The organism is Actinomadura parmotrematis (genome assembly GCF_019458805.1).
Lineage (GTDB): Bacteria > Actinomycetota > Actinomycetes > Streptosporangiales > Streptosporangiaceae > Spirillospora > Spirillospora parmotrematis.
The window spans coordinates 412251-429264 of record NZ_JAIBOA010000002.1 but is presented as its reverse complement, the minus strand read 5'-3'; the positions used below and the strand labels follow the sequence as shown (position 1 = coordinate 429264).

Annotated in this window: 17 protein-coding genes; 14 read left to right on the top strand and 3 right to left on the bottom strand. The window is 74.8% G+C overall.

Features of this window, described 5'->3' with window-relative positions:
- Positions 1-26: 26 nt before the first annotated feature.
- Positions 27-812 carry an SAM-dependent methyltransferase gene (locus K1Y72_RS04790; protein WP_220163531.1) on the top strand — a complete coding sequence of 262 codons (786 nt, stop codon included), beginning with the start codon at positions 27-29 and terminating at the stop codon, positions 810-812.
- Positions 813-819: 7 nt separating this feature from the next.
- Here the strand turns inward: K1Y72_RS04790 and K1Y72_RS04785 are convergent, their stop codons facing one another.
- On the bottom strand, positions 820-2016 hold the full coding sequence (locus K1Y72_RS04785) for a beta-ketoacyl-[acyl-carrier-protein] synthase family protein (RefSeq protein WP_220163530.1): 1197 nt from the start codon (positions 2014-2016) through the stop codon (positions 820-822).
- Positions 2017-2236: 220 nt separating this feature from the next.
- On the opposite strand from K1Y72_RS04785, the gene K1Y72_RS04780 reads away from it, so the two are divergent.
- A complete protein-coding gene (locus tag K1Y72_RS04780; protein WP_220163529.1) occupies positions 2237-3427 on the top strand; it encodes a phospholipase D-like domain-containing protein in 1191 nt (396 codons plus the stop codon).
- Between the two features lie 22 nt (positions 3428-3449).
- Here K1Y72_RS04780 and K1Y72_RS04775 read toward each other — a convergent pair whose 3' ends face one another.
- On the bottom strand, positions 3450-3851 hold the full coding sequence (locus tag K1Y72_RS04775) for a carboxymuconolactone decarboxylase family protein (RefSeq protein WP_220163528.1): 402 nt from the start codon (positions 3849-3851) through the stop codon (positions 3450-3452).
- 102 nt (positions 3852-3953) lie between these two features.
- On the opposite strand from K1Y72_RS04775, the gene K1Y72_RS04770 reads away from it, so the two are divergent.
- Complete coding sequence (locus K1Y72_RS04770; RefSeq protein WP_220163526.1) at positions 3954-4835, top strand: LysR family transcriptional regulator; 882 nt, start codon at positions 3954-3956, stop codon at positions 4833-4835.
- 45 nt (positions 4836-4880) lie between these two features.
- Here K1Y72_RS04770 and K1Y72_RS04765 read toward each other — a convergent pair whose 3' ends face one another.
- Positions 4881-5720: a hypothetical protein gene (locus tag K1Y72_RS04765; protein ID WP_220163524.1), complete on the bottom strand. Its 840-nt coding sequence runs from the start codon at positions 5718-5720 to the stop codon at positions 4881-4883.
- Between the two features lie 288 nt (positions 5721-6008).
- On the opposite strand from K1Y72_RS04765, the gene K1Y72_RS36990 reads away from it, so the two are divergent.
- The 11 genes from K1Y72_RS36990 to K1Y72_RS04710 all read left to right on the top strand — a co-directional run bounded on the left by K1Y72_RS36990 (position 6009) and on the right by K1Y72_RS04710 (position 17013).
- Positions 6009-7514 (top strand): fibronectin type III domain-containing protein, encoded by a 1506-nt coding sequence (locus K1Y72_RS36990; RefSeq protein WP_220163523.1) that lies wholly within the window; start codon positions 6009-6011, stop codon positions 7512-7514.
- Positions 7515-7708: 194 nt separating this feature from the next.
- Positions 7709-8497 carry an MlaE family ABC transporter permease gene (locus K1Y72_RS04755; protein ID WP_220163522.1) on the top strand — a complete coding sequence of 263 codons (789 nt, stop codon included), beginning with the start codon at positions 7709-7711 and terminating at the stop codon, positions 8495-8497.
- 4 nt (positions 8498-8501) lie between these two features.
- Entirely contained in the window at positions 8502-9332 is an 831-nt protein-coding gene (locus tag K1Y72_RS04750) for an MlaE family ABC transporter permease (protein ID WP_308286903.1), read from the top strand.
- Positions 9329-10579 (top strand): MCE family protein, encoded by a 1251-nt coding sequence (locus tag K1Y72_RS04745; protein WP_220163521.1) that lies wholly within the window; start codon positions 9329-9331, stop codon positions 10577-10579. The genes K1Y72_RS04750 and K1Y72_RS04745 overlap by 4 nt, the downstream gene beginning before the upstream one ends.
- Positions 10576-11616 (top strand): MCE family protein, encoded by a 1041-nt coding sequence (locus tag K1Y72_RS04740; protein WP_220163520.1) that lies wholly within the window; start codon positions 10576-10578, stop codon positions 11614-11616. The genes K1Y72_RS04745 and K1Y72_RS04740 overlap by 4 nt, the downstream gene beginning before the upstream one ends.
- A complete protein-coding gene (locus K1Y72_RS04735) occupies positions 11613-12650 on the top strand; it encodes an MCE family protein (protein WP_308286902.1) in 1038 nt (345 codons plus the stop codon). Before K1Y72_RS04740 ends, K1Y72_RS04735 begins: the two co-directional genes overlap by 4 nt.
- The gene (locus K1Y72_RS04730) at positions 12647-13633 is read left to right on the top strand and encodes an MCE family protein (protein WP_258571884.1); all 987 of its coding nucleotides are present in this window, start codon (positions 12647-12649) and stop codon (positions 13631-13633) included. The genes K1Y72_RS04735 and K1Y72_RS04730 overlap by 4 nt, the downstream gene beginning before the upstream one ends.
- A complete protein-coding gene (locus tag K1Y72_RS04725; protein WP_308286901.1) occupies positions 13630-14730 on the top strand; it encodes an MCE family protein in 1101 nt (366 codons plus the stop codon). The genes K1Y72_RS04730 and K1Y72_RS04725 overlap by 4 nt, the downstream gene beginning before the upstream one ends.
- On the top strand, positions 14727-15968 hold the full coding sequence (locus K1Y72_RS04720; RefSeq protein ID WP_220163519.1) for an MCE family protein: 1242 nt from the start codon (positions 14727-14729) through the stop codon (positions 15966-15968). The genes K1Y72_RS04725 and K1Y72_RS04720 overlap by 4 nt, the downstream gene beginning before the upstream one ends.
- Positions 15965-16471, top strand: a complete 507-nt coding sequence (locus K1Y72_RS04715; protein WP_258571883.1) for a hypothetical protein — start codon at positions 15965-15967, stop codon at positions 16469-16471. Before K1Y72_RS04720 ends, K1Y72_RS04715 begins: the two co-directional genes overlap by 4 nt.
- Entirely contained in the window at positions 16468-17013 is a 546-nt protein-coding gene (locus K1Y72_RS04710) for a hypothetical protein (RefSeq protein ID WP_258571882.1), read from the top strand. Before K1Y72_RS04715 ends, K1Y72_RS04710 begins: the two co-directional genes overlap by 4 nt.
- Position 17014: the final 1 nt, after the last annotated feature.

Sequence of the window (17014 nt, the reverse complement as noted above, 5' to 3'; positions counted from 1 at the left end):
GTGATCGGTGACCTACGCTTCCCGGCATGACCACCGACTCGGACCGGATCGACGTCAGCCGCCCCCATTCGGCCCGGGTCTGGGACCACTGGCTCGGCGGCAAGAACAACTACGAGGTGGACCGCGCCCTCGGCGACCAGATCGCCGGGACGTTCCCGCACGTGGTGGCGATGGTCCGGGCCGACCGGACGTTCATGCGGCGGGCCGTGTCGTTCCTCGCGGGCCAGGGCGTCCGCCAGTACCTCGACATCGGGTCCGGGCTGCCGACCTCGCCCAACACCCACCAGGTCGCGCAGGCGGCCGAGCCCGCGAGCCGCGTCGTGTACGTCGACAACGACCCGGTCGTGCTCGCGCACGCGCGGGCGCTGCTGGACTCCTCGCCCGAGGGGTCGTGCAGCTACCTGGACGCCGACCTGCGCGAACCGGACCGCGTCCTGGCGGGCGCGGGCCTCGACCCGGACCGGCCGGTGGCCGTCACCCTGATGAGCCTGCTGCACTTCGTCCCCGAGCTGGACGAGGCCGTCGCGATCGTGCGGCGGCTGCTGGAGGGCTTCCCGCCCGGCAGCTACCTGGCCCTCACCCACGCCACCGACGAGCTCGGCGGCCCCAAGGTGAAGACGGCGTTCGAGATGTGGAACGAGAACGCCGCGCAGCCCGCCCGTCCGCGCGGACGCGACGAGGTGGCCCGCGTCTTCGACGGCCTGGAGCTGCTGGAGCCGGGCGTCGTGTCGCCGCCCGCCTGGCGCCCGGACGGCCGCGACGACGAGCCCGCCGAGGTGCCGCTCTGGGCGGGCGTCGCGCGCAAGCCCTGACCGGGGGTCAGAGCGGGTCGAGGACCAGGCCGGCGTTGTGGCCGCCGAACCCGAAGGAGTTCGACAGCACCGGCGCCCGGTCGATGCGGCGCGGCGCGCCGTGCACGACGTCGATCTCCGGGTTGCCGGCGGTGTGGTTCGCGGTCGGCGGGACGAGGCCCTCGGCCGCGCAGCGGAGCGCCATGACGGCTTCGACGGCGCCGCCCGCGCCGAGCAGGTGCCCGGTCACGCCCTTGTTCGCGGTGACCGGCGGGGTGCCGCCGGGGAAGCAGCGGGCGAGCGCGAGCGCCTCGGCGCGGTCGTTGAACTGCGTGGCGGTGGCGTGCGCGTTGACGTGCCCGATCGCCTCGGGCCGCAGGCCCGCGTCGTCGAGCGCGGCGCGCATGGTGGCGGCGGCGACCGCGCCGTCCTCCAGCGGCTTGACGATGTGCCCGGCGTCGGCGGCGGTCGCGTACCCGGCGACCTCGCCGTAGATCGCGGCGCCGCGCGCCCGCGCGTCGTCCAGCCGCTCCAGCACCAGGAACGCGGCGGCCTCGCCGAGGACGAACCCGTCGCGGTCGTCGTCGAAGGGGCGGCTCGCGAGCTCGGGCGCCTCGCCGCGCCGCGACAGCGCGCCGATGCTGCTGAACGCGGTGACCGCGAACGGGGTGAGCATCGAGTCGAAGGCGCCCGCGACGGCCCGGTCGATGCGGCCGTACCGGATCGCCATCATCGCCTCGCCGATCGCGACGGCGCCGCTCGCGCAGGCCGTCGCGAAGGTGAGGGCGGGGCCGCGCAGGCCGTGCCGGATGGAGATGCGGGCGGCGGTCGCGTTCGGCATCGTCATCGGGACGGTCGCGACCGGCACCTTCGGCAGCGGCAGCGCGCCCATCGCGGCGCTGAGCGCGGTGTGCCCGCCGCCGGTGCCGACGTAGACGCCGGTCCGCTCGGCGCCGTGCGGCAGGCCGGCGTCGGCGACGGCGTCGTCGGCGGCCGCGCAGGCCAGCTGGGTGGGCCGGTCGAGGTGGCGCTGCCGGTGCCGGGGGAAGTAGGCGTCGGGGTCGAAGTCGACCGGGCAGCCGAACGTCACCTTCAGCCCGGCGCCGACGAGCTGCGGCAGGTGCCGGGCGGTGCTGCGCCCCGACAGGAGGCGCGCGTGCGCCGCGTCGGCGGTGGTTCCGGCGGGGCTCTTGACCCCGACGCCGGTGACGGCGACTCGGTGCATCGGACCACTCCTCGCTCGGCGGCGGGACGAACGTAGCAGAGCGGTCAGATCACACTTACCGGTTCGCCAGATCCGTCCGGGACTTGTGGGATGAGTGATAAATCCCGGCTTCCGGCTTTTCGGGGTTGGACTACTCGCGGGCGGGTCCGGAGGGGAAGGGTCGGGAAGCGACCGGTCCTCGACACCCCGGGAGTGATCTGTGCGCCGACCGATGTTCGCCTTGACCGGTGGCCTGGTCGCGGTGGCGGCGGGAGCCGTTCCGGCCGCGGCCGAACCGCAGGGGGTGGTCGTGCGGAAGGCGGCGCCGGCGGTGCCGCAGGGGCCGCGCTTCAACCTGCCGGCCGGCTCGACGGCGCAGCAGGGCAGCATCGACCTCTACCTCAAGCGGCTCATCGCGCACACGCCGAAGGGCGCCGAGATCGACGTCGCGATGTTCCGGCTCACCACCTCCGGCATGGCGAAGGCGCTCGCCGCCGCCGCGAAGCGCGGCGTGCACGTGCGGGTCGTGGTGGACAGCGACTCGGTGAAGCGCGCCCCCAAGGTGCAGTCCTACCTGCGCGAGCACCTCGGGACGAGCACCGCGAAGGCGTCGTGGATCGTGACGTGCCCGACCGGCCGCGGCTGCATCGCGCCCGCCGCCAAGGGCGTCTGGGGCAAGAACCACAACAAGTTCTACGCCTTCTCCACGACCTACGGGACGCGGAACGTCGTCGTGCAGACGTCCGGCAACGCGACCGGCGGCATGTACACCAGCTGGAACAACGCCTACACGCTGACCGACGCGACGCTCTACAAGGCTTACCGCGGCTACTTCTACGACCTGTCGAAGCGCAGGGCGAACGGGAACTACTACCGGGTCCGCGCGTCCGGCTCGCGCAGCGTGACGTTCTTCCCCAAGGCGACCGGCGACCCGATCGTCAGCGCCCTGGACGGCGTCGTCTGCCTCGGCGGCACCCGCATCCGACTGTCCAGCGGCGAGTTCACCCGCGACGCCGTCGCGCAGAAGCTGTGGTGGCTCGCCCGCACCGGCTGCCGCGTCCAGATCGTCAGCGGCAGCTTCGGCACGAGCACCCTGAAGACGCTGTCCACGCCGGGCGTCCTCAACGCGGCGCCGGAGACGCGCTACTTCACCGCCGGGCAGGCCCACCCGGCGCACTCCAAGTACCTGCTCATCGACGGCTGGTACTTCGGCAAGCGCGCCAAGGTGGTGATGACGGGGAGTCACAGCTACACCAACGCCGCGCTCCGCCACAACGACGAGGCCATGCTGACGCTCCGCGACACCGCGACGTTCAACGCCTACGCCGCCAACTTCGGCAAGGTGTTCGGGGCGGCGAAGGGGCGCTTGAAGACCGCCACCTACCTCAAGCTGCCCGCCCCGACCGTCCCCGACGACTCCAACGGCGACTGACGCCCGCCCTTGACGCCGGCGCTCAGCCCAGGTTGTTCACCGGCGGCAGCCCGCGCTCGGCGAACACCTTCTTCGCCACGAGCGTGGCGTTGATGGAGCGCGGCACGCCGGCGTAGACGGCGGTGTGCAGCAGCGCCTCGGCGACCTCGGTCGCGGTGAGCCCGACGTTCAGCGCGGCGTTGACGTGCACGTCGAGCTCGATCTCGCAGCCGCCGAGCGCGGCCAGCACGCCGAGGGTGACGAGCTGGCGGTCGCGCGGCGGCAGCTCGGGCCGCGCGTACATGTCGCCGAACGCCCAGGCGACGACCTGGTGGCCGAGCTCGGGCGAGACGTCGGCGAGCGAGTCGACGACGCGCTGCCCCGCCTCCCCGTCGACCTCGGACAGGACCTTCAGGCCGGTGGTGTAGCGCTCTTCGCGGTTCATGGTGCTTCCTCCCTGTTCGGTGCACCGATCGTCGCGCGGCCCGGCCTCCTGGACGCCTTCCAGGCATCGATATCTATACTTGCGATGCCTAGGGGGTATGGCGTGGATCTGCGGCTGCTCGGCTACGTGGTGGCGATCGCCGAGGAGGGCGGCGTCAGCGCGGCGGCCCGCCGCCTGAACCTGACGCAGCCGACGCTGAGCCGCCAGCTCCGCGACCTGGAACGCACCCTCGGCACCGAGCTGTTCGAGCGCGGCCCGCGCGGCCTCGCACCGACGCCCGCCGGGAAGGTGCTCGTCGAGCGGGGCCGCGCGGTGCTCGCCGAAGCGCGCGCGGCGATGGACGACGTCCGGCTGGCTGCCGAGGGACGCGCGGGCCGCCTCACCGTGACGTTCGCCGGGTCCGGCATCAACGGGCCGCTCGGCGCCGCGCTCGGCCGGCTCCGCCGCGAGCTGCCGCGCGTCGAGCTGCGCCTGGAGGAGAGCTTCAGCGACGCGGAGATGTCGGACGGGGTGCTGGACGGCCGCTTCGACGTCGCCGTGCAGCGGCTGCCCGCCCGCGACGCCCGGCTCGCCGTCCGCGCCTGGTGGCGCGAGCCGCTCAGCCTGTTCCTGCCCGCCGCGCACCCGCTCGCGCACCCCGCCGGGCCCGCGCCGCTGGACATCCTCGGGCGGATCCCGCTCGTCGTCTGGCCGCGGGACGCCTCCCCGCACTCCTACGACGAGATCATGGCGCTCTGCGCGCGGGCCGGGGTGGTGCCGCGGATCGGCGCGAGCGGGCACAGCGTGCAGACCGTCCTCGCGCTCGTCGCCGCCGGGTTCGGCGCCGCCGTCATGGCCGACTCGCACAAGGTGCTGCGCCGCGTCGGCGTGCGCCACCGCCCGCTGGCGGACACCTCCACGACCCTGCACCTGGTGTGGCGGGCGGGCGAGGCGAACCCGCTGGTGGACCGGTTCCGCGACGTCCTCACCGCCACCGGGGAGTGAGGTGCGCCCCGGGCCCGCGGCGCGGTGCCGGCCCGGGGCGCGTCCTCACGGCTCGGCGCGCGCCCTGCGGCGGCGGGCGAGCCGGACCCGGGCGAACAGGAGCGCCTGGCCGGTGAACAGCGCGGCGAGCCAGCCCGCCTGGAGCGAGGCGAGGTCCCGGTGGTCCTCGGTGGCGGCGCGGAGCGCGACCGGGCTGAGCGCCGGCGCGGCCGGGCCGCCCGCGACCTGCGGCGGCGCCACCGGCGGCAGGGCGACCTGCGGGGCGGACGGCGCGACCGCCGGGACGGCGGCCGGCACCGTGCCGGCCGGGGGCGGGCCGGGTGAGAGCGGGGTCGTCCCGGCGGAGCCCCCCGGCGCCGGGACGACGATCGTGACGGGCACCGACGCCGTGGCGGCGTCCGCCCGGGCCGCCGACGCGCGGGCGACGAGCGCGACCGACCCGGCCGCGGCGCCCCTCGGGACGGTGACGGTCGCGGTCACCGTGTCGCCGGAGCCGCCCACCGCGCCGAGCGCGCGCGAGCCGGGACTGACCCCGAGGCCCGCGGCCGACAGGTCCAGGCGGGCGCCGTGCGCGGTGGCGCCGGACGAGCGGACGGTGACGGTCGCCGTCAGCCGCCCGCCGGGCGCGGCGGCGCCCGCCGACAGCCGGATGCCGAGCGACAGGTGCGGGGACGGCGCGGGCGCCGTCGGCTTCGGGGTCGGCTTCGGCGTGGGGGCCGGCGTCGGCTCGGGGGTCGGCGTGGGGGTGGGCGTCGGGGTCGGGGTGGGTTCCGGCGTCGCCGTGCCGTCGGCGGGCGGCGGGTCGGCGAGGGCCGCCGGCGCCGCGCCGCCCGCGGCGAGGACCGCGGCGAGCCCGAGCCCCGTGATGATCGAACGGCGTGCCACCGCGCTCCTCCTCAGGTCCGTCGCTTCTCCGACCCGTGTTTCCGGTACGTGCGAGGTCCGAGGGGAACACGCCCGCCGGGCGGCGGCAAGGAGGCCGACGGAACATTGGCGGGAAGCGCGCGCTTTCCGTTTCCCTGCGCACAAGATGACAAGGCGCGGAATGAGCATTCCCGGCACCGGAATTAGCGCCCGGTAACAGGTATTCGCGGGCGCCGGGGAAAAGGTTGTCGGCCATTCGGGCGGCTCTGTACGCTGCCGCGGCCGGTACCCCTGACCCGGAGGTGGCATGTGAAGCCCGGTACGACCGTACGGGCGGCGGCGGTCCTCGCCGCGGCCGCCGTCGCCGCGTCCGGCCTGGCCGGCGCGGGCCGCGCGTCCGCCGCGCCGGTGGAGACGAGCCTCGACTACACCTGCGCGTCCTCGCTCGGCGGCGAGCCGGAGCCGATGGCGGTGCGGTTCTCCGCCGTCGTGCCGCCCTCGGTCCGCACCGGCGTGACCGTCCCGATCGGCCTCGACGTGACCGCCCCGCTGAACGCGAACGCCGTCCAATCCCTGCTCGACGCGGGCGCCACGACGATCTCCGGCACCGGGACGGCGACCGCGGCGTCGGGGGAGAAGAGCGGCGCGATCCCGGTCGCCTTCGCCGCGACGCCGATCAAGAGCGGCTCGCTCGCCCTCGCCGGGACCGGGACCGCGAGCGGCCTGGCGTTCCCCGCGACGGGTGCCGGCGCCGTCACCGCCGGCAACCTGGAGCTGGCCTTCGGGAACGCCGAGAACGCGAAGCTCGGCACGCTGACCTGCACCCCGCCCGACCCGGCGACGATCGCGGAGTTCGCCGTCATCGCCGCCGACCAGCCCGACACGCTCCCGCCGACGATCCCCGGCGCGCCGAAGGCCGTCGCGGGCGGCATCACCAAGACCAGCATCGCGCTGGCCTGGCAGGCGTCCGCTGACGACACCGGCGTCACCGCCTACGACGTCTACGCCGGGGACGCCAAGACCGCCACCGTCACGGCGCCGAAGGCCACGGTGACCGGCCTGACCCCCGACACCGCCTACGCCTTCACCGTCAAGGCGCGCGACGCCGCTGGCAACGTGTCCGACGCGAGCCCGGAGACGACCGTCCGCACCACCGCGACCGACGCCCCGCCGCCCGGCTGCGGGAACATCCCCGACCGGCCGGACGCCAAGCCCGCCACCAAGGGCTGCCTGTTCCTGACCGGCTACACCAACGTCAAGAAGGCGGGCGCGGCCGTCGCGCTGAACGACCCGGCTGAGGACCCGGTGCCCGCGAACATGGGCCTGTACGTCAAGAACGGCATCACCGCCGACGTGATGTTCGCGCGGCCCCTGGAGTCCGAGGCGATCATGCTGCAGTTCGGGTTCATGCCGGTCCGCGCCCGCATGCAGATGGTCCAGGAGAAGCCCGGCCTGCTCACCACCTACCCCGGCAACCCGTTCCGGCTGAAGGCGACCGTCGAGATGACGGTGCGCGTCACCGGCGCGACGGTGAACGGCGCCCCGCTGGACCTCGGGAGGTCGTGCCGCAGCGTCCGGCCCGCCGTCCTCACGCTGACCGGCGGCGGCCCGGCCGAGTACGTCAACGTGCAGAAGGGCGGCATCCTGCGCGGCGTCTACACGATCCCGCCGTTCACCGGCTGCGGCGCCGGCGAGGACCTCGACCCGCTGCTCACCGGCGCCGTCTCCGGCCCCGGCAACTACCTCAAGATGGTCCAAGGGCCGCTCTGCCTGCCCGGAGTGGCGCACTGCCCCGTCCCGAAGCCCGTCCGCTGACACCATTCACCGCAAAGAGCAGGGAGCGGCGCGTTATGCCGTCCCCTGCTCTTTTCGTGCCCGTGGAAAACGCTTCCGGGCGGCCTTTTGTCACGCGGTGCCAATAATCGCCGGTACTCCTTTCCCGGTGATTATCGGGGTCGGTAGCGTACCCGCGGACACGACCGAGGAGAGCACATGACGGGCACCGCGACATGACCGCGCAGCAGGCGGCGTTCCCCGGCGCCGGCGCGCTGCGCCAGACCGGGCGGCTGTTCGCGCTCGGCGCCACGGTGCTCGGCATGGTGTGGCGCCGCCCCTTCCAGTTCCGCGAGTTCGTCACCCAGTTCTGGTTCATCGCCGGCGTGACGATCCTGCCGACCGCGTTCGTGTCGATCCCGTTCGGCGCGGTCATCTCGCTCCAGGTCGGGTCGCTCACCCAGCAGCTCGGCGCGCAGTCCTTCACCGGCGGCGCGAGCGTCCTCGCCGTCATCCAGCAGGCCAGCCCGATGATCGTCGCGCTGCTGATCTCGGGGGTGGCGGGGTCGGCGATCTGCGCCGACATCGGCTCGCGCACCATCCGCGAGGAGCTCGACGCGATGGAGGTGCTCGGCGTCTCGCCCGTCCAGCGGCTCGTCGTGCCGCGGGTCCTGGCCTGCGTCCTCGTCTCGGCGCTGCTGAACGGCCTGGTCTCGGTCGTCGGCGTCGCCGGCGGCTACGCCTTCAACGTGCTGATGCAGGGCGGCACGCCCGGCGCCTACCTGGCGAGCTTCTCGGCCCTCGCGCAGCTCCCCGACCTGTACATCAGCGAGTTCAAGGCGATCCTGTTCGGGTTCATCGCCGGGGTCGTCGCCGCCCACCGGGGGCTGAACCCGCGCGGCGGCCCGAAGGGCGTCGGCGACGTCGTCAACCAGGCCGTCGTCATCACCTTCCTGCTGCTGTTCCTCGCCAACATGGTGATCACCGGCATCTACCTGCAGGTCGTCCCCCCGAAGGGCGGGTGAGGACGTGGCGCCGTACGGCGGCCTCCGCCCGTCCCGGCTGCTCGCCCGCCTGGACGAGCCCGGCGACCAGCTCCTCTTCTACACCCGGGCGCTGCTCTGGACGCCCCGCGCGCTCCGCCGCTACCTGCGGGAGATCCAGCGGCTGCTCGCCGAGGTGTCGTTCGGCAGCGGCGGGCTCGGCGTCGTCGGCGGCTCCATCGGCGTGATGATCGCGCTGACCCTGGCCACCGGCATGATCGTCGGGTTGCAGGGGTACTCGGCGCTCCAGCAGATCGGCACCGCCGCGTTCACCGGGTTCGCCTCGGCCTACTTCAACACCCGCGAGATCGCGCCGCTCGTCTCCGGCCTCGCCCTGTCGGCGACCGTCGGCGCCGGGTTCACCGCGCAGCTCGGCGCGATGCGCATCAGCGACGAGGTGGACGCCCTGGAGGTCATGGGCATCCCGAGCCTGCCCTACCTCGTCACCACCCGCATCATCGCGGGCGCCGTCGCGATCGTCCCGCTCTACGCGATCGGGCTCATGTGCTCCTACGTCGCCTCCCGCGAGGTGACGGTGGTCGTCAACGGGCAGTCGCAGGGCACCTACGACCACTACTTCGGGCTGTTCCTGTCGCCCGCCGACGTGGTGCTGTCGTTCCTGAAGGTCCTGGTCTTCAGCGTCATGGTGATCCTGTCGCACTGCTACTACGGCTACCGCGCGGCCGGCGGCCCCGCCGGGGTGGGCAGGGCCGTCGGCCGCGCGGTCCGCACCTCCATCGTCCTCATCAGCGTCACCGACTTCTTCCTCAGCCTCGCGATCTGGGGCACCACGACGACGGTGAAGGTGGCGGGATGACCGAGCGGAGGAGGCAGCGCAGGGACCGCACCGGCGTCGCCGTGCGGCGGCTGGCGGGCGTGGCGTTCCTGCTCGTGCCCGCGCTGCTGGCGTGGCTGGCGGTGGCGATCTACGACAAGAAGTTCACCGACGTCGCGTGGGTGACGCTGCGGACCGCGAGCGCCGGCAGCGAGATGCACCCGCACGCCGACGTGAAGCTGCGCGGCGTCGTCATCGGCGAGGTCCGCTCGATCGGCTCCGACGGCGGCGGCGCGACGCTGCGCCTGGCGATCCAGCCCGACAAGATGCGGCTGCTGCCCGCCAACGTCACCGCGCGGATGCTGCCGACGACGCTGTTCGGTCAGCGCTACGTCGCGCTCGTCCCGCCGGCGCGGCCGAGCACGGCGCGGCTCGCCGCGCACGGCACCATCAGCCAGGACCGGTCGGCGAACGCCATCGAGGTGCAGCGCGTCCTCGACGACCTCATGCCGCTGCTGACCGCCGTCCGGCCCGCCGAGCTGTCGGCGACGCTCACCGCCGTGTCGCAGGCCCTCGACGGGCGCGGCACCGAGCTCGGGCGGACCCTCGTCGAGTTGGACGCCTACCTGCGGAAGCTCAACCCGAACCTGCCCGCGCTGAACCAGGGCATCCGCGACCTCGCGGAGGTCAGCGCGCACTACAGCGAGGCCGTCCCCGACATCCTGCAAGCGCTGAACGACGCGACCTACACCAGCAACACCATCGCGGCGCAGCGCGCCAACCTCGCCGCCCTCTACGCCTCGGTGACGGACGTCTCCGACGACCTCACCACCTTCGTCCGGGAGAACTCCGCCAACCTCATCCGCGTGTCGGCGCAGAGCCGCGCGAGCCTGGAGATCCTCGCGAGGTACTCGCCCGAGCTGCCCTGCACGCTGGCGATGCTCGCCGACTTCGTCCCCCTCATGGACCGCGTCCTCGGCAAGGGCACCGCGAACCCGGGCCTGCACGTGGACGTGCGCACCCTGAAATCCAAGGGCGCCTACCGGCCCGGCAAGGACAGGCCCGTCTACAACGCGCGCGGCGGCCCGCACTGCTACCCGGTCGCCTACGGCACCGCGCAGCCCGCCGCGTCGCGGGCCGGGCTCGGCGTCGCCAACTCCCCGCAGGAGAACCGCCTGGTCAACGAGCTGATCGCGGCGCGCCTCGGGGAGGCCCCCGAGGCGCTGCCGGACTGGTCGAGCGTGCTGCTCGGCCCCCTCTACCGCGGCACGGAGGTGAAGATCGGATGAGCGACCGCAGCCTGGCCGGGCCGATCGCCAAGTCGCTCGCGTTCATCGTCGTGACGGTGCTCGCCACGACCGTCCTCGCGGCGAGCATCGCGCAGACCGGCGGCGGCCCGAGCCGCTCCTACCGGGCCCGCTTCACCGACGCCTCCGGCCTCCGCGCCGGCGACGGCGTCCGCATCGCGGGCGTGCAGGTCGGCCGGGTCGAGGGCATCGACGTGGTGGACCGGCGGATCGCCCGAGTGCGGTTCTCGGTGGACCGGGACCGGACCGTCCCGGCGTCGGCGACCGCGACGATCAAGTACCTGAACCTCGTCGGGCAGCGCTACGTCGAGCTGGCGCGCGGCACCGGCGGCACCGGCGCGCTCGCGCCCGGCGCGACCATCCCGGTCGAGCGGACGACGCCCGCGCTCGACCTCACCCGCCTGTTCAACGGCTTCCAGCCGCTGTTCGCGGCGCTGTCGCCGAAGGACGTCAACCAGCTCGCCGGGTCGATCGTGCAGGTGCTCCAGGGCGAGGGCGGCACCGTCGAGGACCTGCTCGCCTCCATCGGCACCCTCACCTCCGCCATCGCCGGCAAGGACGCGGTCATCGGGCAGGTCGTCACCAACCTGACCGGCGTCCTCGACACCGTCAACGCCCACGGCGCGCAGCTCACCGGCCTCATCACGACGCTCCGCGCGCTCGTGTCCGGGCTCGCCGCCGACCGCCGCCCGATCGGCGAGGCGATCAGCGCCCTGGACGGCCTCACCGCCAGCACCGCCGCGCTCCTCCGCGACGGGCGCGCCCCGCTGAAGGACGACGTCGTCGAGCTCGGCCGGCTGTCGGCGAGCCTCGACCGGGACGAGCCGGTCGTGGACCGCTTCCTGAAGACCCTGCCGGTGAAGATGGCCGCGATCGGGCGGCTCGGCTCCTACGGGTCCTGGATGAACTTCTACCTGTGCGAGGCCGCCGTGACCGGCGCGACGTACCAGCAGGTCCCGGGCGAGCAGCACCCCGCGCCGACCGGCGTCCCGAACACCTCGCCGCGGTGCGGGCGGTGAGCGCGCCGAAGCGGCGGCCCCGGCTGAAGCCGGTCCGCGACCGCAACCCCATCGCCGTCGCCCTGGTCGGCCTCGCCGCGATGGTCCTCGTCGCGCTGCTCGCGCTGCGCGCCGGCGACCTGCCGGTGATCGGCGGCGGCACCGACTACACCGCCGAGTTCGCCGAGGCCGCCGGGATGCGCACCGGCAACGAGGTGCGCGTCGCGGGCGTCAAGGTCGGCAAGATCACCAGCGTGGCGCTGGCCCGCGGCAGGGTGCGCATCGGGTTCCGGGTGAAGCACGCCTGGATCGGCGACGCCAGCACCGCCGCCATCGCGATCAAGACGCTGCTCGGCGACAAGTACCTGGCCGTCGACCCCCTCGGCGCCCGCGCTCAGGACCCCGATCGCACCATCCCGATCACCCGCACCACCTCGCCCTACGACGTCACCCGCGCGTTCGAGGACCTCGCCGGGACCGTCGGGCAGGTCGACTCGGCCCGGCTCGCGGGCAGCCTGCGGGCGCTGTCCACCGCCTTCGCCGGGACGCCGCCGAGCGTCCGGCAGGCCCTCACCGGCATGTCCGCGCTGTCCAAGACGATCTCCTCGCGGGACGCCCGGCTCGCCCGGCTCCTCGCGGGCAGCCGCGAGGTGAGCGGCACCGTCGCCGGGCAGAACGCCTCCTTCGAGGCGCTGCTGCGCGACGGCAACACCCTCCTCGCCGAGATCCAGCGCCGCCGCGACGCCGTGCACGGCCTGCTCGCCGGCGCCCAGGACCTCGCCCGGCAGCTCACCGGGATCATCGACGACAACGAGGCGCGGCTGCGGCCGACCCTCGCCGCCCTCGGGCGGGTGAGCGACCTGCTCGCCCGCAACCAGCAGAACCTCGACCGGGCGCTCCGCCTCGCCGGCCCCTACACCCGCCTGCTCGGCAACGCCATGGGCAACGGACGCTGGATGGACGGCTACCTCTGCGGCCTCGTGCCGAAGGAGTACCGGGCGCCCGGCGCCCCGCCCGCGCAGGGCTGCACGCCGACCAAGAGGGGCGCCAAATGATGATCACCAAGCTGCGGGCCGGGGTCGGCGCCCTCGCGCTCGGGCTCGTCCTGCTCCTCGCCGCCGCCGCGCTGATCGTGTTCCGGCCGCCGCCGGGCACCGGCATCACCGTCTACTTCGCCGAGGGCATCGGCGTGTACGCGGGGTCGGACGTGCGGATCCTCGGCGTCCGCGTCGGGACGGTCGACGCCGTGCGCGCCGAGGGCACCCGCGTCCGCGTCCGCCTCACCGTCGACCACGGCGTGGACGTCCCGGCGGGGGCGCGCGCCGTCGCCGTCGCGCCGAGCCTGGTCGCCGACCGGTACGTCCAGCTCACCCCCGCCTACACCGGCGGGGCGACGATGGCGGACGGCGCGAGCATCCCCGTCGAGCGGACCGCGACCCCGATGGAGCTGGACAAGGTCTACGCGAGCCTCACCAAGCTCGCGAACGACCTCGGCCCGAACGGGCTGGACAAGGACGGCGCGCTGTCGGGCGCCCTCGGCACCGGCGCGAAGAACCTCGACGGCAACGGCCTCGCGCTCCGCACCACCGTCGACGGCCTCGGGAAGGCGGCGCGGACGCTGACCGGGTCGCAGAAGGACCTGTTCGCCACCATCGACAACCTGCAGAGGTTCACCACCATGCTGCGCGCCAACGACGGGCGCGTCCGCCAGGCCGAACAGCAGCTCGCCGGCGTTACCGGCTTCCTCGCCGCCGACCGCGAGAACCTCGCCGGCGCCCTGCGCGCCCTCGCCGACGCGCTCGGCCGCGTCCAGCGGTTCGTGCACGACAACCGGGCGGCGCTGAAAACGAACGTCACCAAGCTCGCCGGGATCACCCGCACGCTCGTGGCGCAGCGCGCCTCGCTCGCCGAGGCCCTGGACGTGCAGCCGCTCAACGTCGACAACCTGCTGAACGCCTACGACCCGGCGACGCGGACGCTGATGGGCCGCGGCAACCTCGACGAGATGCTGCCGCTCGCGTCCGGAGCGGGCCGGTGAGGCGGGCGCGCGCCGCGGCGGTGCTCGCCCTCGCCGCCGTCCTGCCGCTGTCCTCCTGCGGCCTCGGCGTGCAGGACCTCCCGTTGCCCGGCGGCGCCGACGTCGGCGACCACCCGTACACGGTGCGGGCGCAGTTCGCCAACGTGCTGAACCTCGTGCCGCAGTCCGCCGTGAAGGTCAACGACGTCGCGGTCGGCCGCGTCACGAAGGTGGCGCTCCCCGCCGGCGGCTGGACGGCCGAGGTCACCATGCTCGTCAACGCCAAGGTGCGGCTGCCCGCCAACGCCTACGCCCAGCTCCGCCAGTCCAGCCTGCTGGGGGAGAAGTACATCGCGCTGACGCCGCCGTCGCGCGGCGCGTCCGGGACGCTGGCGGGCGCGACGATCCCGCTCGCCCGCACCAACCGCAACCCCGAGGTGGAGGAGGTGCTCGGCGCCCTGTCGATGCTGCTGAACGGCGGCGGCATCGCCCAGCTCCGCACCATCACCACCGAGCTGAACCGGGCCCTGCACGGCAACGAGCCGCAGATCCGGTCGCTGCTGGAACGCGTCCGCGACCTCACCACCAGCCTGAACGACAACCGGGACGGCATCACCGGCGCCCTCGACGGCCTCGCCCGCCTGTCGGCGACCATGAACGACCGCCGCGACCAGATCGGCAAGGTGCTGGACGACCTCGGGCCCGGCCTGAAGGTGCTGGAGCGGCAGCGCGGGCAGCTCGTGCGGATGCTGGCGTCGCTGGACGCGCTGTCGGACACCGCCGTGCGGACGGTCAACGCCACCCGCGACGACCTCGTCGCCGACCTGCGCGCCCTCGCGCCGACGCTGCGGCGCCTCGCCGACGCCGGCCACGACCTGCCGAACGCGCTCCAGGTGCTGCTCACCTTCCCCTTCACCGACGCCGTCCTGCCCGCGATCAAGGGCGACTACCTGAACGCCTACCTGCGCACCGCCGCCGTGCCCGGCACCGAGATCGTGCCGCCGCTGGAGCAGCCGTCCACCTGGCCCGGCAAGGACCTCGCGGACGGCGGCGCCGCCGGGGCCGACGCGGCGGCCCCGCCGCTGCCGCTGCCGCCCGCCACCGGGAGCCGCTCATGATCACGCTCGCCACCCGGCTCAAGGTGATCGCGTTCGCGGTCGCCGGGTCCCTCGCCGTCGCCTTCGTCGGCCTGCACTACGCCGACCTCGGGCGGCTCGTCGGGATGAGCGGCTACTACACCGTCAAGGTGGACCTGGCGCAGACCGGCGGCCTCACCACCAACGCCGACGTCACCTACCTCGGCACGTCCGTCGGCCGCGTCGGGCCGGTCCGGCTCACCGGCGACGGCGTCGTCGCCGAGCTGCACATCGACGACGGCGCGCCGCGCATCCCGGCCGGGACGCGGGCCGTCGTCGCGAACCGCTCCGCCGTCGGCGAGCAGTACCTCGACCTGCGGCCGGCCCGGGGCGGCGGCCCCTACCTGGCGGCGGGCGCCACCATCCCGCGCGCCGCGACCAGCACCCCCGCCCCCGTCACCGACCTGCTGACCAGCGTGGACGCCCTCGCCGCGTCGGTGCCGCTGGACGCGCTCCGCACGGTCGTCGACGAGTTCGGCACCGCGTTCGCGGGCCAGGGACCGAACCTCCAGGCGCTCCTGGACAGCGGCCGCGCGTTCACCGCGACCGCCGACCGGCACATCGTCCCGACGACGACGCTCATCCACGACGGCGGCGCCGTCCTGCGCACCCAGAACGACGAGGCCGCCGCGCTCGCGTCGTTCGGCCGGAACGCCCGGCTGCTCGCCGCGCAGCTCCGCGCCTCCGACGGCGACCTGCGGCGCGTCATCGCCGCCGGGCCGGGCGCGTCCGCCGAGGTCGCCGGGCTGCTGCGCGACCTCGACCCCGATTTCAGCGTCCTGCTGGCCAACTTGACGAGCGTGTCGGACGTGTTCGCGACCCGCTCGCGCGCCTTGGAGGAGCTGCTCGCCAACGTGCCCGCGGCGGTCTCGGCCGCCACGTCGATGGTCAAGGACGGGCGGCTCCAGTTCGGCATGGTCACCACGTTCTTCGACCCGCCGCCCTGCGTGTCCGGCTACGGAGGCACGCCCTACCGCAACGGCACCGACACCAGCGCCGGGGCGCCGTTCAACACCGCAGCGCGCTGCACCGCCCCCGCGTCCAGCGGCGTCAACGTGCGCGGCGCCGCCAACGCCCCGAAGGGCGGGCCGCTGCCCGCGCCCGCCAAGCCCGGATCGGTCGCGGCGACCGGCGCGGGCGCCCTGCCGGGCGCGCTCGGCCTGCCCGGCCTGCCGCCCGCCGCCGCCGACCTGCTCGGGCTGACGGGCGCGGGCCGATGAGGCGGCTCGCTGCCTGGGGCGCCGTCCTGCTCGCGGCCGCCTTCCTCGCCTGGGCGGCCTGGCCGTTCGTGTCCGGCGGCCGCGCCGGCGCCGACGACGGCGCCCGGGGCCGCGAACGGGACCTGGTGCTGCGCACCGGCACGCAGGAGGTCGCGACGCTGAACAGCATGGACGCGCGCAACGTCGAGGGCGGCCTGCAAGCCTGGCTGAACGCCTCCACCGGGCAGCTCCACGACCGGCTCCGCGCCGACCTGCCGGCCAGCCGCAAGAAGCTGCGCGCGTCCAGGGCGACCGCCGCCGCGACCGTCCTCGCCGCCGCCGTCACCGACCTGGACTCCGCGACCGGAGGCGCCCGCATCATCGCGTCGGTGCAGATCACGCTGACCACCGCCAAGGGCGGCACCGCCCTGCAACGCAAGCGCTACGAGGCGGGCCTCGCCCGCACCCCCGCCGGCTGGCGGCTGTCGTCGCTCACCCTCGTCCCGTCCGGAGGCCGCGCATGACCCTCACCGCGCGGACCGCCGCACCCGCCCGCCCCCGGCCGCCCCGGCGGCGCGCCCGCGGGCTGCTGCCCGCCGCCCTCGCGCTGCTGCTCGCGTGCACCGGCGCCGTCCTCCGCGCCGCCGCGCCCGACGGCGCCCCGCCCGCCCCGCCGAACCGGGCGGTGCTGGACGGCCCGGCGACGGCCGAGGTCGCCGGGGACGTCGGGACCGCCCTCGGCCGCGTCCTCTCCTACACCCCGGCCACCGTCGCCGAGACCCGGCGGGCCGCGTCCGAGGTGCTGACCGGCGCGGCCGCCGCCCAGTACGGGCGGCTGTACGCGACGGTCGCCGCGCAGGCGCCCGCGCAGCGCGTCACGCTGACCACGCGGGTCGTCCGCACCGGCGTGATCTCCCTGGCGGGGGGCACCGCGCGGCTGCTGGTCTTCCTCGACCAGACGTCCGCGCGCGGCAGGGGGCGGCCCACGACGGCCGCCGCGCAGCTCGCCGTCACGGCCGTGCGCCGCGACGGCCGCTGGCTCATCAGCGCGATCCAGGCGAGGTGAC

Excerpts from the sequence above, each read along its gene's own strand:
- K1Y72_RS04790 (WP_220163531.1), top strand. The coding sequence starts at position 27 with ATGACCACCGACTCGGACCGGATCGACGTCAGCCGCCCCCATTCGGCC.
- K1Y72_RS04785 (WP_220163530.1), bottom strand. The coding sequence starts at position 2,016 with ATGCACCGAGTCGCCGTCACCGGCGTCGGGGTCAAGAGCCCCGCCGGA.
- K1Y72_RS04775 (WP_220163528.1), bottom strand. The coding sequence starts at position 3,851 with ATGAACCGCGAAGAGCGCTACACCACCGGCCTGAAGGTCCTGTCCGAG.
- K1Y72_RS04755 (WP_220163522.1), top strand. The coding sequence starts at position 7,709 with ATGACCGCGCAGCAGGCGGCGTTCCCCGGCGCCGGCGCGCTGCGCCAG.
- K1Y72_RS04745 (WP_220163521.1), top strand. The coding sequence starts at position 9,329 with ATGACCGAGCGGAGGAGGCAGCGCAGGGACCGCACCGGCGTCGCCGTG.
- K1Y72_RS04740 (WP_220163520.1), top strand. The coding sequence starts at position 10,576 with ATGAGCGACCGCAGCCTGGCCGGGCCGATCGCCAAGTCGCTCGCGTTC.
- K1Y72_RS04730 (WP_258571884.1), top strand. The coding sequence starts at position 12,647 with ATGATGATCACCAAGCTGCGGGCCGGGGTCGGCGCCCTCGCGCTCGGG.
- K1Y72_RS04720 (WP_220163519.1), top strand. The coding sequence starts at position 14,727 with ATGATCACGCTCGCCACCCGGCTCAAGGTGATCGCGTTCGCGGTCGCC.
- K1Y72_RS04715 (WP_258571883.1), top strand. The coding sequence starts at position 15,965 with ATGAGGCGGCTCGCTGCCTGGGGCGCCGTCCTGCTCGCGGCCGCCTTC.
- K1Y72_RS04710 (WP_258571882.1), top strand. The coding sequence starts at position 16,468 with ATGACCCTCACCGCGCGGACCGCCGCACCCGCCCGCCCCCGGCCGCCC.